General features: G+C 62.8%; 15 protein-coding genes and 1 other RNA gene. 5 read left to right on the top strand and 11 right to left on the bottom strand.

The annotated features are described in order from the left end of the window. Positions 1-21: 21 nt before the first annotated feature. The 6 genes from leuE to grpE all read right to left on the bottom strand — a co-directional run bounded on the left by leuE (position 22) and on the right by grpE (position 6,768). Positions 22-675, bottom strand: a complete 654-nt coding sequence (gene leuE / locus QZ471_RS08695; protein ID WP_295462827.1) for a leucine efflux protein LeuE — start codon at positions 673-675, stop codon at positions 22-24. A gap of 24 nt (positions 676-699) precedes the next feature. Beyond that, positions 700-1,836: a glutamine-hydrolyzing carbamoyl-phosphate synthase small subunit gene (carA, locus tag QZ471_RS08690; RefSeq protein WP_295462735.1), complete on the bottom strand. Its 1,137-nt coding sequence runs from the start codon at positions 1,834-1,836 to the stop codon at positions 700-702. A 176-nt stretch (positions 1,837-2,012) separates the two neighbouring features. Next, complete coding sequence (gene dapB / locus QZ471_RS08685) at positions 2,013-2,819, bottom strand: 4-hydroxy-tetrahydrodipicolinate reductase (protein ID WP_295462733.1); 807 nt, start codon at positions 2,817-2,819, stop codon at positions 2,013-2,015. Positions 2,820-2,873: 54 nt separating this feature from the next. Further along, a complete protein-coding gene (dnaJ, locus tag QZ471_RS08680; RefSeq protein ID WP_295462731.1) occupies positions 2,874-4,007 on the bottom strand; it encodes a molecular chaperone DnaJ in 1,134 nt (377 codons plus the stop codon). A 112-nt stretch (positions 4,008-4,119) separates the two neighbouring features. After that, complete coding sequence (gene dnaK, locus QZ471_RS08675; RefSeq protein WP_295462729.1) at positions 4,120-6,048, bottom strand: molecular chaperone DnaK; 1,929 nt, start codon at positions 6,046-6,048, stop codon at positions 4,120-4,122. Between the two features lie 93 nt (positions 6,049-6,141). Then, positions 6,142-6,768, bottom strand: coding sequence for a nucleotide exchange factor GrpE (grpE, locus tag QZ471_RS08670; RefSeq protein ID WP_295462825.1), 627 nt, complete (start codon positions 6,766-6,768; stop codon positions 6,142-6,144). Between the two features lie 105 nt (positions 6,769-6,873). Here grpE and recN point away from each other — a divergent pair, with 105 nt between their 5' ends. Continuing rightward, a complete protein-coding gene (recN, locus tag QZ471_RS08665; protein ID WP_295462727.1) occupies positions 6,874-8,541 on the top strand; it encodes a DNA repair protein RecN in 1,668 nt (555 codons plus the stop codon). 63 nt (positions 8,542-8,604) lie between these two features. Here the strand turns inward: recN and fur are convergent, their stop codons facing one another. Continuing rightward, positions 8,605-9,009, bottom strand: coding sequence for a ferric iron uptake transcriptional regulator (gene fur / locus QZ471_RS08660; RefSeq protein WP_058764356.1), 405 nt, complete (start codon positions 9,007-9,009; stop codon positions 8,605-8,607). A 94-nt stretch (positions 9,010-9,103) separates the two neighbouring features. On the opposite strand from fur, the gene bamE reads away from it, so the two are divergent. Then, entirely contained in the window at positions 9,104-9,643 is a 540-nt protein-coding gene (gene bamE, locus QZ471_RS08655) for an outer membrane protein assembly factor BamE (protein ID WP_295462722.1), read from the top strand. 8 nt (positions 9,644-9,651) lie between these two features. On the opposite strand, the gene QZ471_RS08650 is transcribed toward bamE, so the two are convergent. Together QZ471_RS08650 and QZ471_RS08645 are read right to left on the bottom strand one after the other, a co-directional pair. Beyond that, positions 9,652-9,957 (bottom strand): RnfH family protein, encoded by a 306-nt coding sequence (locus QZ471_RS08650; protein WP_295462720.1) that lies wholly within the window; start codon positions 9,955-9,957, stop codon positions 9,652-9,654. After that, the gene (locus QZ471_RS08645; RefSeq protein WP_295462718.1) at positions 9,950-10,384 is read right to left on the bottom strand and encodes a type II toxin-antitoxin system RatA family toxin; all 435 of its coding nucleotides are present in this window, start codon (positions 10,382-10,384) and stop codon (positions 9,950-9,952) included. The genes QZ471_RS08650 and QZ471_RS08645 overlap by 8 nt, the downstream gene beginning before the upstream one ends. 172 nt (positions 10,385-10,556) lie before the next feature. On the opposite strand from QZ471_RS08645, the gene smpB reads away from it, so the two are divergent. Further along, on the top strand, positions 10,557-11,033 hold the full coding sequence (gene smpB, locus QZ471_RS08640; protein ID WP_007162671.1) for an SsrA-binding protein SmpB: 477 nt from the start codon (positions 10,557-10,559) through the stop codon (positions 11,031-11,033). An 81-nt stretch (positions 11,034-11,114) separates the two neighbouring features. Continuing rightward, positions 11,115-11,467: a transfer-messenger RNA gene (ssrA, locus tag QZ471_RS08635) on the top strand. 45 nt (positions 11,468-11,512) lie between these two features. Here the strand turns inward: ssrA and ssb are convergent. Together ssb and QZ471_RS08625 are read right to left on the bottom strand one after the other, a co-directional pair. Beyond that, positions 11,513-12,061 (bottom strand): single-stranded DNA-binding protein, encoded by a 549-nt coding sequence (gene ssb, locus QZ471_RS08630; protein WP_295462713.1) that lies wholly within the window; start codon positions 12,059-12,061, stop codon positions 11,513-11,515. A gap of 26 nt (positions 12,062-12,087) precedes the next feature. Further along, entirely contained in the window at positions 12,088-13,476 is a 1,389-nt protein-coding gene (locus tag QZ471_RS08625) for an MFS transporter (RefSeq protein ID WP_295462711.1), read from the bottom strand. Positions 13,477-13,745: 269 nt separating this feature from the next. On the opposite strand from QZ471_RS08625, the gene uvrA reads away from it, so the two are divergent. Continuing rightward, on the top strand, positions 13,746-16,580 hold the full coding sequence (gene uvrA, locus QZ471_RS08620; RefSeq protein ID WP_295462709.1) for an excinuclease ABC subunit UvrA: 2,835 nt from the start codon (positions 13,746-13,748) through the stop codon (positions 16,578-16,580). The last annotated feature ends 211 nt before the right edge of the window (positions 16,581-16,791 follow it).

Below are 16,791 nucleotides of genomic sequence, written 5' to 3'. Positions count from 1 at the left end.
GGGCTTCTCGAATGCAGGTAATCAGGTCAGGGTCGCGGTGGCCAACTTCACACCGAACCCCACGAACAGGGCGCCGACGCCACCGGTGGCGCCCGCGCTGAGGCGACGCCGCTGACGGAACCAGGCCGCCAGGCGCACACCACAGAAAATCAGGAACGACAGGTAGCAGAAGCTGATCGCTTCCAGTACCGCGCCCAACACCAGGAAGGACAGCGCCGGATGGGCATAACCGGGGTCCACGAACTGGATGAAGAAGGAGACGAAGAACAGGATCGCCTTCGGGTTCGACAGGCTCAGCAGCAGCGCCTTGCGGAACGGCTGCTGGACGTCTTCGCGCAGGGTCGCCTCGGCCTGGCCCTGGGCCGGGCTGCGCCAGGACTTGAGTCCGCCACGCAGCATGCCCCAGCCGAGGTAGAACAGGTAGGCCGCGCCCAGGTACTTGAGGATCTGGAAAAACAGCGGCTCGGCCTTGAGTAGCGAGGCGACGCCCAGGGCGGAGAGCAGCATCAGCACGGCATCGCCAAGGAACACGGCGGAGGCCGCCTGGTAGCCGCTGCGAATGCCGCGCTGGGCGCTGGTGGCGAGCACGAAGAAGGAATTGGGGCCGGGCAACAGGATGACGAACAGGGTCCCGACCACGTAGGTCCAGAAGTCGATGACACCCAGATTCGCCAGCATGAGCCTTACCCTCCTCCCGTCTTAGCGGCGCGCCGCCATGGCCTGGATAAATTTGTCGAACAGCGGTGCCACGTCGTGCGGACCGGGGCTCGCCTCGGGGTGCCCCTGGAAGCTGAAGGCGACCTTGTCGGTGCGTTCGATGCCCTGCAGGGTGCCGTCGAACAGTGACTTGTGGGTGGCACGCACATTGGCCGGCAGGCTGGCCTCGTCCACGGCGAAGCCGTGGTTCTGGCTGGTGATCATCACCACGCCACTGTCGAGATCCTGCACCGGATGGTTGGCGCCGTGGTGACCGTTGGGCATCTTCACCGTCTTGGCGCCGGAAGCCAGGGCCAGCAGCTGATGGCCCAGGCAGATGCCGAATACCGGGATCTCGGTTTCCAGCACATCCTGGATCGCCTTGATAGCGTAGTCGCAGGGCTCGGGATCGCCCGGGCCGTTGGCCAGGAAGATACCGTCGGGTTGCAGCGCCAGGGCTTCGCTGGCCGGGGTCTGGGCCGGCAGCACGGTGATGCGGCAGCCACGAGCCACCAGCATGCGCAGAATGTTCAGCTTGACGCCGTAGTCGAAGGCGACCACGTGATAGGGCAGTTGCTCGGCCGGAATCTCGGCGTGGCTGTCGGTCTCCAGCGACCAGACGCTGGAGCGCCACTCGTAGCGCTGCTTGACGCTGACTTCCTTGGCCAGGTCCATGCCCTTGAGGCCGGGGAAGGCGCGGGCCAGTTCCAGGGCGCGCTCTTCGGTGGCATCTGCGCCAGTAAGGATGCAGCCGTCCTGAGCGCCCTTCTCACGGAGGATACGGGTCAGGCGACGGGTGTCGATACCGGCGATGGCGATGGTGCCGTTTTCCTGGAGGTATTCCGGCAGCGACTGCTTGTTGCGCCAGTTGCTGGCCAGCAGCGGCAGATCGCGGATGATCAGCCCGGCGGCCCAAACCTGGGCGGCCTCGCCGTCCTGCGGCGTGGTGCCGGTGTTGCCGATGTGCGGATAGGTCAGGGTGACGATCTGCTTCGCATAGGAAGGATCGGTCAGGATTTCCTGGTAGCCGGTCATGGCGGTGTTGAACACCACTTCGCCGACCGTGTGGCCGTCGGCACCGATGGATTCACCGCGAAAGATGCTGCCATCGGCAAGTGCGAGTATGGCTGGCTTAGTCAAGAAGACCTCCGAAAATCAAGCCTTGGCGGGCAAACGCAGGGTGCAAAAAAACGGGATGACATCTCGAAGAGTCATCCCGTTTTAATGTTGTGATTTCATTCTGCGCTAGCTTTTAGTGGATACACTAAAGCTGCATTGTACACGAATTGAGCGCTGCTGGCACCCTCACGTGCGCATCAGCGCAACTCCAGTACGTCCTGCATGTCATATAGCGCCGGCTGTTTGTCCTTGAGCCACAGCGCCGCGCGGACCGCGCCCTTGGCGAAGGTCATGCGACTGGAGGCCTTGTGGGTAATCTCCACCCGCTCGCCTTCGCTGGCGAACAGCACGGTGTGATCGCCCACCACATCGCCGGCTCGCACGGTGGCGAAGCCGATGGTCTGGCGATCACGGGCGCCGGTCTGGCCTTCGCGACCATAGACGGCAACTTCTTCTAGATCCCGGCCCAGCGCCTGGGCGACGACCTCACCCATGCGCAAGGCGGTGCCGGAAGGCGCATCGACCTTGTGCCGGTGATGCGCCTCGATGATCTCGATGTCGACCTCGTCGCCCAGTACCCGGGCGGCGGTATCCAGCAGCTTGAGACAGAGATTGACGCCGACACTGAAGTTGGCGGCGAAGACGATGGGGATTTCCTTGCTCGCCTCCAGCAGGGTCAGCTTTTGCTCGGCAGTGAAGCCAGTGGTACCGATCACCATGGCCTTGCCGGCCTTGCGGCACAGCGCCAGGTTCTGCAGGGTGACACTGGGATGGGTGAAGTCGATCAGGACGTCGAAGTCATCCAATACCCGGCTCAACTCGCCCGACAGCATCACCCCATTGCGGCCGATACCAGCGAGCTCGCCCGCGTCGGCGCCGACCAGGCTGCTCTCCGGACGATCGACCGCGGCGGTCAGACCGGCAGCACCCTGGGTCTGCTGGACCGCCTCGATCAGGGTCTTGCCCATGCGCCCCGCGGCGCCCATTACAGCTATACGTCGCATCATCAGCTCCAGGCTGCTGGCCGGGCGCCGCCTCGCGACGGCGCCCCTGCCGATTTAGAGGTCGTCGAAGAAGCGCTTCATGCCATCGAACCAGCCACTGGCCCGGGGCGAGTGGGAGCTGTCGCTCTGCAGGGTGTTGCGGAATTCCTCGAGCAGCTCGCGCTGGCGCCGGCTCAGGTTGACCGGAGTCTCCACCACCACCTTGCACATCAGGTCGCCGGCGCCACCGCCACGCACGGGCGTCACGCCCTTGCCACGCAGGCGGAACATCTTGCCGGTCTGGGTACCCTCGGGGATCTTCAGCTTGACGCGGCCATCCAGGGTCGGCACTTCCAGCTCGCCACCCAGGGCGGCGTCGGTGAAGTTGATCGGCACCTCGCAGTAGAGGTGCTTGCCGTCACGCTGGAAGATCGAGTGCTCGCGCACGTTGACCACCACATAGAGGTCGCCGCTCGGACCACCCAGGGTGCCGGCCTCGCCCTCGCCGCTCAGGCGGATACGATCGCCGGTATCGACGCCTGCAGGCACCTTGACCGACAGGGTCTTCTGCTCTTCCACGCGCCCCTGGCCATGGCAGGCCGTGCAGGGCTCGGGGATGATCTTGCCACTGCCGTGGCAGCGCGGGCAGGTCTGCTGAACCGAGAAGAAGCCCTGCTGCATGCGCACCTGGCCGATGCCGCCACAGGTAGGACAGGTGGATGCCGAGGTACCCGGCTTGGCACCGTTGCCATCACAGACCTTGCACTCGACCAGGGTCGGCACGCGGATGGTGACCGTGGTGCCACGTACCGCCTCTTCCAGGTCCAGGTCCAGGGTGTAGCGCAGGTCGGCGCCACGCTGCGGACCGCCGCGGCCACCCGCGCCACCACGGCCGCCGAAGAAGTCGCTGAAGACGTCGCCGAAGATGTCGGAGAAGCTCGCGCCACCGGCCGCACCACCAAAACCACCGCCGCCCATGCTCGGGTCGACGCCAGCATGGCCGTACTGGTCGTAGGCCGAGCGCTTGCCCGCATCGGACAGCACTTCGTAGGCCTCGGCGGCCTCCTTGAATTTTTCTTCGGAAGCGGTATCACCGGGATTACGGTCCGGGTGGTACTTCATCGCCAGGCGCCGGTAGGCCTTCTTCAGCTCGGCTTCGCTGGCGCCGCGCTCGACCCCGAGCACCTCATAGTAATCACGTTTGGCCATAGACTTTCTGCACCTTAAATTTTCTCACCCTCCAGACACGCCAACGCGGGAGCAGGCTCCCGCGTGGCGGATCCGACGGGCCGAAGCCCGTCAGGTGCGGTAAGCACGGGGCTTACTTGTTGTCCTTCACTTCCTCGAACTCGGCATCGACCACGTCGTCGCCGGGCTTCTTGGCCTCACCGTCCGCCTTGGCCGAGGCGCCTTCGGCACCAGCACCAGCGCCCTGCTCGGAATAGAGCTTCTGGGCCAGCGGCGCGGAAGCCTGGGACAGCGCGTTCATCTTGGCTTCGATGGCGTCCTTGTCGTCGCCACGGACGGCGGTCTCCAGTTCGCCAATGGCTTTCTCGATGGCGGTCTTCTCTTCGGCCGTGGCCTTGTCGCCCGCCTCGGTCAGCATCTTGCGGGTGCCGTGCACCAGGGCATCACCCTGGTTGCGGGCCGCGGCCAGCTCTTCGAACTTGCGATCCTCGTCGGCATTGGCCTCGGCGTCACGCACCATCTGCTGAATCTCCTCCTCGGACAGACCGGAGGACGCCTTGATGACGATGGACTGCTGCTTGCCGGTGGCCTTGTCCTTGGCGGACACGTTGAGGATACCGTTGGCGTCGATGTCGAAGGTCACCTCGATCTGCGGTACGCCACGCGGCGCTGGCGGGATCTCGGCCAGGTCGAACTTGCCCAGCGACTTGTTCTGCGCGGCCTGCTTGCGCTCGCCCTGCAGCACGTGGATGGTCACGGCGCCCTGGTTGTCGTCGGCAGTGGAGAACACCTGCGACTTCTTGGTCGGGATGGTGGTGTTCTTCTCGATCAGCGCGGTCATCACGCCACCCATGGTCTCGATGCCCAGGGTCAGCGGGGTGACGTCCAGCAGCAGGACGTCCTTGACGTCACCGGCCAGCACGGCGCCCTGGATGGCGGCACCGATGGCCACGGCTTCGTCCGGGTTGACGTCCTTGCGCGCTTCCTTGCCGAAGAAATCGGCCACGCGCTTCTGCACCAGCGGCATGCGGGTCTGACCACCCACCAGGATGACTTCGTGGATGTCGGAGACGTCCAGACCGGAGTCCTTCAGCGCAATACGGCACGGCTCGATGGTGCGCTCGACCAGCTCTTCCACCAGGGACTCCAGCTTGGCGCGGGAAACCTTGACGTTCAGGTGCTTCGGACCACTGGCATCGGCGGTGATGTAGGGCAGGTTGACGTCGGTCTGGGTAGCCGAGGACAACTCGATCTTGGCCTTTTCCGCAGCTTCCTTCAGGCGCTGCATGGCCAGCGGGTCACCCTTGAGGTTCATGCCGCTTTCTTTCTTGAATTCGTCGACGAGGTAGTCGATCAGGCGGATGTCGAAGTCTTCGCCACCCAGGAAGGTGTCGCCGTTGGTGGCCAGCACCTCGAACTGATGCTCACCGTCGACCTCGGCGATCTCGATGACCGAGACGTCGAAGGTACCGCCACCCAGGTCATAGACGATCACGGTGTGGTCGCCCTTGGCCTTGTCCAGACCATAGGCCAGGGCCGCGGCGGTGGGCTCGTTGATGATGCGCTTGACGTCCAGACCGGCGATGCGGCCGGCGTCCTTGGTGGCCTGACGCTGGCTGTCGTTGAAGTAGGCCGGCACGGTGATGACCGCTTCGGTCACCGGCTCGCCCAGGTAGTCCTCGGCGGTCTTTTTCATCTTCTTCAAGACTTCAGCAGAAACCTGCGGCGGTGCCATCTTCTGGCCCTTGGCCTCGACCCAGGCGTCACCATTGTCCGCCTTGACGATCTTGTAGGGGACCATCTGGATGTCTTTCTGCACGACGTTTTCTTCGTAACGCCGGCCGATCAGTCGCTTGACCGCATAGAGGGTGTTCTGCGGGTTGGTCACCGCCTGGCGCTTGGCCGGTTGGCCGACCAGGGTCTCGCCATCATTGGTGTAGGCGATGATGGACGGCGTGGTACGGGTGCCTTCGGCGTTTTCCAGTACCTTGACGTTGCCGTTTTCGAGGATCGCGACGCAGGAGTTGGTCGTCCCCAGGTCGATACCGATAATCTTGCCCATGTAATCTTCTCCAGAAATCTCAGATTCCGCGCGGCCCACTCAGGGGGCCTTTGATGTTCGCTTGCCTACCAGATGGGGCCGAGCGAAAGAATTTCAAGCCTTTTCGTCGATGCTCGGCTGCTGTGCCGCGGGCGCCTTGCTCACGACCACCATCGCCGGCCGCAGCAGGCGACCATTGAGCAGATAGCCTTTCTGAAACACCTTGAGCACGCTGCCCGGCTCGGCGGTGGCGCTCTCCTCCATGGCCATGGCCTGGTGGTGTTCGGGATTGAAGGGGGCGCCATGGGGGTCGACGGCCTCGACCTGATAACGCTTGAGGGTGTCCTGCAGCATCTTCAAGGTCAGCTCCATGCCTTCGCGCATGGGCTTGAGCGTCTCATCCGCAGCATTGGACAGCTCCAGGCCGCGCTCCAGGCTGTCCAGCACCGGCAGCAGATCGCCCGCGAACTTTTCCAGGGCGAACTTGTGCGCCTTCTCGACATCCTGCTCGGCGCGACGACGCACGTTCTGCAATTCGGCGACGCTGCGCAGCGATTGATCCTGGGCGGCAGCGAGCTGCTCTTCGAGCGTAGCGACCCGTGCGGCGATATCCTCGTGCTGGACATCGCCTTGGGCTGCGGCCTCATGCTCGGGAGTCGGGGAGTTCTGTTCGTCGGCCATGGAGTCCTCCTGTGATAATGCCGGTGGGCGCGCCCGCTGGTGGACGACGCCTTGATCGATGGCGCCTATATGGGGCCATCGGTCGGCGCTTCAAGAGCTGTATGGATTGCCAGTATCCGAAAGGCACTGTATAAACAACCAGAAACCGCTTTCGGAGATCGTCGCATGCTGGTGCACCTGTCCGTCCGCAACTACGCCATCGTTGAACACCTTGACCTCGACCTAGAGCGCGGCATGACCGTGATCACCGGCGAAACCGGCGCCGGCAAATCCATCATGCTCGACGCACTCGGCCTCACCCTGGGCGACCGCGCCGACAGCGATGCGGTCAGACCAGGCGCCGACAAGGCCGATGTCCTGGCCAGCTTCGACATCTCCGACATCCCAGAAGCCCGCCAGTGGCTGGCAGAGCGCGACCTGGAACAGGATGGTCCCTGCCTGCTGCGCCGCGTCATTACCCGCGAGGGCCGCTCGCGCGGCTACATCAATGGCTCGCCCTGCCCGCTGGCCGATCTCAAGACCCTGGGTGGCCTGCTGATCGACATCCACAGTCAGCACGAACATCAGTCGCTGCTCGGCCTCGACACCCATCGCCGGCTGCTGGACGAATACGCTGGTGCCGGAGAACTGGTCCGCCAGGTCCAGCTTGCCGCCCAGCGTTGGCGGCAGGTGCGCCAGACCCTGGAACGCCTGACCCGCAACGGCGACGAACAACGCGCCCGCCACCAGCTGCTTAGCTATCAGCTCGAAGAACTCGACAATCTCGCTCTGGCCGAAGGCGAACTCCAGGCGCTGGAGCAGGAGCAGAGCGACCTGGCGAGTGCCGAGCACATCCTGCTGGCCTGCCGCCAGGCCATGGACCTTTGTACCGAGAACGAACAGGGCAATGCGCTCTCCGCGCTCAATGCCAGCGTGGCGCGCCTGACCGCGTTCGACCGCCCGCCGGCGCAGATCGAGGAGGCCAGCAACCTGCTCGCCTCCGCCCAGATCCAGATCGAAGAGGCGATGAACGAACTCAATCGTTTCGTCGATCATTTCGAGGCCGACCCGGAGCGCCAGCAGGCGGTGCAGGAACGCCTCGATAGCGTCTACAGCCTTGCCCGCAAGCATCGCGTACAACCTGAAGCGCTGCTGGAGCTGCACGAACAGCTGCGTAACGAGCTGCAATCCCTGGATGCCGACGACGTCGCCTTGGAACGCCTGCAGGAAGAACTGGCCGCCTTCGAGCGCCACTATCAAGAGAAGGCTGGCGAACTCAGTCGTCTGCGCGAGCAACGGGCACCGGAACTCGCCGCCGCGGTCGAGACCGAGATGCAGCGCCTGGGCATGCCGGGTGGTCGCTTCAGCATCACCCTCACGCCAGGCAACAGCGGCGAGCCCCAGCCACTAGGCAACGAAGGCATAGAGTTCCGCGTCAGTGCCAACCCGGGCCAACCCCTGCGCCCGCTGGCCAAGGTCGCTTCCGGCGGTGAGCTGTCACGCATCAGCCTGGCCATCCAGGTCATCACCGCCCAGACCTCACGCACCCCGACCCTGGTGTTCGACGAGGTGGACGTCGGTATCGGCGGCCCCACTGCCGAGGTGGTCGGCCAGTTGCTGCGGCAACTGGGCGAGCGCGGCCAGGTATTGACCGTCACCCACCTGCCCCAGGTTGCCGCCCAGGGGCACCAGCATCTCTTCGTGCATAAGGAACGCGGTACCGACGAGACCCGTACCGCGGTCGCCAAGCTGGATCGCGCACGCCGCGTGGAAGAGGTGGCGCGCATGCTGGGCGGTGTCGACCTTACCCGCGAATCCCTCGCCCATGCGCGCAAGCTGGTAGTCAGCCGCTAGCCATGGGCAACGACCGGACATGAAAAAGGCGACCCGCGGGTCGCCTTTTTCGTGAGCGGCTCATCACTTGCGCTGGCGGATGTACAGCACCAGGTTGTGATCGACCAACTCGAAACCGTGCTCTTCCACGATCTCGCGTTGACGCTTCTCGATGGACGCGTCAGTGAACTCGATGACCTCACCGGTATCCACATCCACCATATGATCGTGGTGGCCAGTGTCGGCCAGCTCGAACACGGCATGGCCGCCATCGAAGTTGTGGCGCACCACCAGACCAGCGGCCTCGAACTGGGTGAGGACCCGGTAGACCGTTGCCAGACCCACGTCCTCGCCAGCTTCCATCAGCGCCTTGTAAACGTCTTCGGCGCTCATGTGGCGCTGCTCTGCAGTGTCCAGCATCTGCAATATCTTGACGCGCGGCAGGGTCACTTTCAGACCCGCTTTGCGGAGTTCGTTGTTCTCTACCATGCTCTTTCTCGGTGCCGAGTGCTTTCGCAGCTCTCGGGAATACGGGTATGATCGGTGCCTCGTTGCCCAGCAAGATAGTGGAAGTCTCCCACCGATGCAAAACCTCAAGCAAACGCTGACCGGGCTCTCTCTGCTGAGCCTAGCCATGCTCGCCGGCTGCTCTCTGCCGGGGGTTTACAAGATCGACATCCAGCAGGGCAACGTCGTCACCCAGGACATGATAGACCAGTTGCGCCCTGGAATGACCCGACAGCAAGTCCGGTTTATCATGGGCACGCCGCTGATCCAGGACACCTTCCATCCCAATCGCTGGGATTACCTCTACAGCCTGCAGGCCGCCGGCGGTCAGCGGAAGCAGGAGCGGGTCAGCCTGGTGTTCAATGGCAACAATCAGCTCAGCGGACTGTCTGGCGATTTCATGCCTGGCACCAGTCGTGAACAGCAGATCATGGGTACCGATAGCGGCACCAGCGTGGACTCCGCCGCACCTGCCCAGCCCACCACGACGCCAGCGGTAACTCCAGAGACGCCAGCAATTCCCGGCTCCACCGAAGACACCATCCAGAAAGAGATAGACAGCGCCCGTCCGGCTGCCGTGCCGACCCCCGAGCGCATCCGTACCGACGACCAATAAGCAGTCGGTCAGCGGCTGGCTTTGAGCCTGGCCTGTTCGGCGCGCCGCTTGCGACTCTCCTTGGGGTCAGCGAGCAGCGGCCGATAGATCTCCACTCGATCCCCCGCCCTCAGCACGCGCTCGGACGGCCGAGCCAGCAGCTTGCCGAAGATGCCGACCTTAACGTGCTCTCGTTGCAAGGGCGGCAATTGATCGAGTAGTCCTGATGCGAGTACCGCCTGCTCGGCGGTGACGCCCTCCTCCAGCTGCAGACTCAACAACCACTGCCGCTCCGGCAGGGCCAGAGCCACTTCGATGGCCAGGTACTCAGCCATAGAGGGCCCGCGCGCGCTGGCAGAAGGCGTCCACCATCGTATTGGCCGCCTGGTTGAACAGCGGGCCAAGGGTCGCCCGGACAATGGCACTGTCGTATTCGAAGGAGAGATCCAGCGAAATCTTGCAGGCCTTGTCACCCAGTGCCTTGAACGTCCAGACGCCATGCAACTGCTTGAAGGGCCCCTTCTCCAGATCCATGGTGATGGATTCGTCGGGCACGAGAGTGTTACGCGTCGTGAATTGCTGACTGAGACCGCCCTTGGCCACGGTGAGGCCGGCGCGCATCTGACCTTCGTCCTGCTCCAGTATCTGCGCGGACGAGCACCACGGCAGGAATTCCGGATAACGGGCCACATCGTTGACCAGCGCATAGAGCGCCGAAGCGGGATAGGGCAGCAACGCCGAACGTTGGATGTGCGTGCTCATCGGAACCTCGTAGAATAGCGAATTCGGTGTCGGGCCTTGAATTTGAGGGCGGCGCACGCAATTTACTCCCGCATCAGCCTGCCGCGGCCCAGAACCGCGGTATTGTCCGTGTTTGCTCATACCCGCTCAAGCGCGTGGCGACATTTCCCCCGACTCGCTGTACCCTGGAATCATGGCTAAGCAAAAGAAAGTTTCCCCCGGCAGCATTGCGCAGAACAAAAAGGCGCTCCACGAATACTTCGTCGATACCCGCTTCGAAGCGGGTGTTTCCCTGGCAGGCTGGGAGGTGAAGAGCCTGAGAGCCGGCAAGGCGCAGCTGACCGACAGCTACGTGCTGCTCAAGGACGGCGAAGCCTGGCTACTTGGCAGCCATATCACCCCGTTGCAAACCGCCAGTACCCACGTCATCGCCGATCCGACCCGTACCCGCAAGCTGCTGCTGAACAAGCGCGAGCTGGGCAAGCTGTTCGGCGCCGTGCAACAGAAAGGCTATGCCTGCGTCGCCTTGTCGCTCTACTGGAAGAAGCACCTGGTCAAGTGCGAGATCGCCCTGGCCAAGGGCAAGAAGGAATTCGACAAGCGCGCCACCGAGCGCGAGCGCGATTCCGACCGTGAGATCCAGCGCGCCATCCGCAAGGACGCCAAGTAGCCAAGCGGCCGAAAAACGTTTCGTCGACAATGACTTGCGTAGGACGGCCGGAGTTTCTATAGTGAACGACCAGCAAGTTTTGGGGGCGATTAGGATTCGACGCCGGTAACGAAACTTGAGGGGCATGCCGAGCTGGTAGCAGAACTCGTAAATTCGCTGCTGCAAACTTATAGTTGCCAACGACGACAACTACGCTCTAGCTGCTTAATGCGGCTAGCAGTCGCTAGGGGATGCCTGTAAACCCGAAACGACTGTCAGATAGAACAGGATCGCCGCCAAGTTCGCTGTAGACGTAACGGCTAAAACTTATACAGCTCGCCCAAAGCACCCTGCCCGTCGGGCCGCAATGGGTTAACTCAGTAGACAGGGCTAAGCATGTAGAACCGATAGCGGAGAGCTGGCGGACGGGGGTTCAAATCCCCCCGCCTCCACCAAAAAGAAAGGGCAGCCATTGGCTGCCCTTTTTCTTTGCCCGTCGTTTAGAACGGAATATCGTCGTCGAAGCTGTCGTAATCCTGCTGGGCAGGTTGCTGCTGCGGACGGGACTGCGGTTGCTGCTGCGGACGATTGTCGTACTGCTGACCGCCACCCTGGGGGGCAGCCTGCTGCGGACGCGGTGCACGTTGCTGCTGGGGCGCAGGTGCGCTCTGGTTGTACTCGTCGTTACCGCCGGCATTGCCACCACGACCACCCAGCAACTGCATGTTGCCGTTGATATCGACCACGATTTCCGTGGTGTAGCGATCCTGACCGTCCTGGCCCTGCCACTTGCGGGTGCGCAGCGAGCCCTCGACATAGACCTGGGAGCCCTTGCGGATGTACTCGCCAGCGATCTCGGCCAGGCGACCGAAGAACACCACGCGGTGCCATTCGGTACGGTCTTGCTGCTGGCCGGTCTGCTTGTCCTTCCAGCTCTCGCTGGTGGCCAGGGTGACGTTGGTCACCGCATTGCCGTTGGGCATGTAACGGGTTTCGGGATCAGCGCCGGCATTGCCGACGAGAATGACTTTATTGACGCCACGGGCCATATGAATCTCCTGATGAGGCTTGTCGATCAAGCGGCGACTGGCGTATGGCTTACCAGTCGCTCCAATTGCGCTCGATCGACGACTTTAGTGTCGATCTTGATGTAGACGGCTTGCTCTTCTGCCACCACCACCGCGTCGGTCACCCCGGCCAGGGCCAACAGGCGCCCGACCAATCCCTGGTCGTTGACTAGCTCAGGGGCGACGGACAAACGCAGGCTGGTGACATAGGGCGGTTCACGCATCGTACCAGCAATCACCGCCCAACCCAGGCAAAGCACAGCACAGCCCAGGAAGACAGTGGACAGGCCACCATGCTGGAACAGCCAGCCACCGAGGATACCGCCGAGCGCCGAGCCGAGAAACTGGCTGGTGGAATAGATCCCCATGGCCGTGCCCTTGCCTCCCGCCGGCGCCACCTTGCTCACCAGCGAAGGCAGCGAGGCCTCCAGCAGGTTGAAGGCGGTGAAGAACACCACGATGCCGATGACCAGGGCCACCAGGCTGTTGCTGAAGAAAAAGAAGTACAGCTCGCACAGCACCAACACACTGATGGCACCCACCAGCACGCGCTTCATGCGCCGCTTCTTTTCACCATAGATGATGAAAGGAACCATGGCGAAGAAGCCGACCACCAGTGCCGTCAGGTACACCCACCAGTGCTCCTCCTTCGGCAGACCGGCGTGTTCGGCGAGGGCCAGCGGCAGGACGACGAAGCTGGCCATCAGCACGGCATGGAGGGTGAGGATGCCGAAATCCAGGCGTAGCAGGTCGCGGTTGCGCAGGGTGGTACCCAACGCCTGGCGGGCCAGATTGGATTCACGGTGAGCGAAAGGCGAAGCGTTCCGCGGGACCACCAACAGCACGATGAGCAGCCCGACCAACGCCAGTCCACAAGTCGCCCAGAACAGCCCCGACAGACCATAGGCACGCGTCAGCAGCGGTCCGGCGACCATCGCCACGGCGAAGGATACCCCGATGCTCATGCCGATGGTGGCCATGGCCTTGGTGCGGTGCTGCTCCCGGGTCAGATCCGACAGCAACGCCATGATGGCGGCCGAAATGGCACCACCACCCTGAACGATGCGACCGGCAATCACGCCCCAGATAGAGTGGGCATTGGCGGCAATGGCGGCACCCAGGGCGAACACCAGCAGTCCACCGATGATGATGGGGCGCCGGCCAATACGATCCGATAAGGTCCCCAGGGGAATTTGCAGGACCGCTTGGGTCAAACCATAGGCACCTATGGCAAGGCCGATGAGCGCCGGAGTGGCATCCGCCAATTCCTGACCATAGGTCGCCAGGACCGGGAGCACCATGAACATACCGAGCATACGAAAGGCGAAGACCAGAGCCAGCCCCAGGGCGGCACGGCGTTCGACGCCGCTCATGGCTTCGCTGCGCTTGTCGAGCATTGATAACCCTCTCGTCGGCGACAGACTTTTAGGTCGCCACACAGCTTTAAAACAGTCGTGACAATGACCATTTAGGGAGGAAGCGGTGAAGATAGCCGAGCGCTCGTCCGAACGTTCCCGACCGCCAGCATCACGAACGCCCGATCACCGCTGTCGGGCCATTAATTTTACCAGTCTTGACCCCTCTCTCACAGGCGCGGCAGATAGCCGCAGCCCGGGACGAGATCTCTTTTCTATTGACGCGCCGCCAATACGAGGCAGAAGTTTACGTGGATAAGATCCTCATCCGTGGGGCCCGCACCCATAACCTGAAGAACATCGACCTGACCCTTCCCCGGGACAAGCTCATCGTCATCACCGGCCTGTCCGGCTCCGGCAAATCCTCCCTGGCCTTCGATACCCTTTATGCCGAAGGCCAGCGTCGTTACGTGGAATCCCTGTCGGCCTACGCTCGTCAGTTCCTGTCGATGATGGAAAAACCGGATGTGGACACCATCGAAGGCCTGTCTCCGGCCATCTCCATCGAGCAGAAGTCCACCTCGCACAACCCACGCTCCACGGTTGGTACCATCACCGAGATCTACGACTACCTGCGGCTGCTCTATGCGCGTGTCGGCACGCCCCGCTGCCCCGAGCACGACGTCCCCCTCGAAGCCCAGACGGTCAGCCAGATGGTCGACCAGGTGCTAGCCATGCCGGAAGGCCAGCGCCTGATGCTGCTCGCCCCCATCGTGCGCGAGCGCAAGGGCGAGCATCTGTCGGTCTTCGACGAGCTAAGGGCGCAGGGCTTCGTGCGAGTCCGCGTCAACGGCCGCCTGCATGAAATGGACGAACTGCCCAAGCTCGACAAGCAGAAGAAGCACACCATCGAAGTGGTGGTGGATAGATTCAAGGTGCGGGAAGACCTCCAGCAGCGCCTGGCGGAATCCTTCGAGACGGCACTGAAGCTGGCTGACGACATCGCCATCATCGCACCCATGGAAGGCGAGAGCGGCGAAGAGATCGTTTTTTCCGCCCGCTTCGCGTGCCCGGTGTGCGGCTTCTCCATTGGCGAGCTCGAGCCCAAGCTATTTTCCTTCAACAACCCCGCGGGCGCCTGCCCCACCTGTGATGGCCTGGGCGTGAAGCAATTCTTCGATGCCCGACGCGTGGTCAACGAGGAGCTCAGCCTCAGCGAGGGCGCCATCCGTGGCTGGGACAGGCGCAACGTCTACTACTTCCAGATGCTGGGCTCGCTGGCGAGCCACTATGGCTTCAGCCTGGACGAGCCCTTCAAGAGCCTCGATGACAAGCACCGCAAAGCCGTGTTGAGTGGCTCGGGACGCGAGAGCGTCAACTTCCGCTACCTCAATGATCGGGGCGACATCGTCAAGCGGGCTCATCCCTTTGAGGGCATCCTGCCCAACCTTGAGCGCCGCTATCGCGAAACCGAATCCCAGAGCGTTCGCGAGGAACTGGCCAAATACCTCAGCACCCAGCATTGCCCTGATTGCAACGGCACCCGCCTGCGTCGTGAGGCGCGCCATGTATGGGTTGGTGACAAAACCCTGCCGGCGGTGACACGGCTTCCAGTAGGCGATGCGACCCAGTACTTCCAGGACCTGACCCTCAAGGGCCAGCGACAACAGATCGCCGACAAGATCCTCAAGGAGATCCGTGAACGCCTGCAGTTTCTGGTCAATGTCGGCCTGGACTACCTGACCCTGGACCGCAGCGCCGACACCCTTTCCGGCGGCGAGGCGCAGCGCATCCGCTTGGCCAGCCAAATCGGCGCGGGCCTGGTGGGTGTCATGTACATTCTCGACGAGCCTTCCATCGGCCTGCATCAGCGCGACAACGAGCGACTGCTGGGCACCCTTACTCACCTGCGTGACCTAGGCAATACCGTCATCGTCGTCGAGCACGACGAAGATGCCATCCGCCTGGCGGACTATGTCATCGACATCGGCCCTGGCGCGGGCGTACATGGCGGCCAGATCATCGCGGAAGGCACACCGGATCAGGTCATGAAGCATCCGGACTCGGTCACCGGACAGTACCTGTCGGGCCGCAAGAAGATCGTGGTACCCGCCAAGCGCACCGCGCGGGACAAGAAAAAGCTGCTCAAGCTGAAAGGTGCACGGGGCAACAACCTGCAGAACGTGAACCTGGAGATTCCGGTGGGCTTGCTGACCTGCGTGACCGGCGTGTCCGGCTCGGGCAAGTCGACGCTGATCAACAACACCCTCTTCCCGCTTACCGCCACGGCGCTCAATGGCGCGACGACTCTGGAAGTCGCCGCCCATGATAGCTTCGACGGCATGCAGCACCTGGACAAGGTCGTGGACATCGACCAGAGCCCCATAGGTCGCACACCGCGCTCCAATCCGGCGACCTACACTGGACTCTTCACCCCTATCCGCGAGCTGTTCTCCGGCGTCCCGGAATCTCGTTCCCGCGGCTACACGCCAGGACGCTTCTCCTTCAACGTCAAGGGCGGTCGTTGCGAGGCTTGTCAGGGCGACGGGGTGATCAAGGTGGAGATGCACTTCCTACCGGATGTCTACGTCGCCTGCGATGTGTGCAAGGGCAAGAGATACAACCGCGAGACCCTGGAGGTGAAGTACAAGGGCAAGACCATCACCGAGGTGCTGGACATGACCATCGAAGAGGCCCACGCCTTCTTCGAGTCCATCCCGGCATTGGCGCGCAAGCTGCAGACGTTGATGGATGTCGGTCTCTCCTACATCCGCCTGGGCCAGAGCGCGACGACGCTTTCGGGAGGTGAGGCCCAGCGCGTGAAACTGGCACGAGAGCTATCCAAGCGGGATACGGGCAAGACCCTCTACATCCTGGACGAACCCACTACGGGCCTGCACTTCGCCGACATCCAACAATTGCTGGATGTACTGCATCGACTGCGGGATCACGGCAATACCGTCGTGGTGATCGAGCACAACCTAGACGTCATCAAGACCGCCGATTGGCTAGTGGACCTGGGGCCAGAGGGCGGCTCCAAGGGCGGCCAGATCATCGCGACAGGTACGCCAGAGGAAGTTGCGGCGAATAAGAAGTCCTATACCGGCCACTTCCTCAAGCCTTTGCTGGAACGAGATCGGGAGTAACTCCTGATCTCCCTCCACAGAGAGCACAAAGCCCGGCACATGCCGGGCTTTTCTATGGGTGACGTACTGATTCAGGGTCATTGGTAGCGACCACTGCCCTATCGCGGCAATAGGCCGCTCCTACAGACGTTGTACCGTAGGAGCAGTGATAGCCCGGCGCAGCCGGGCTGCTTTTGCTCTTGCGCTCTTGCAGACTCTCAGTCGCACGTCA

The organism is uncultured Pseudomonas sp. (assembly GCF_913774235.1).
Lineage (GTDB): Bacteria > Pseudomonadota > Gammaproteobacteria > Pseudomonadales > Pseudomonadaceae > Chryseomonas.
This window is presented reverse-complemented; position numbering and strand designations above follow the sequence as displayed.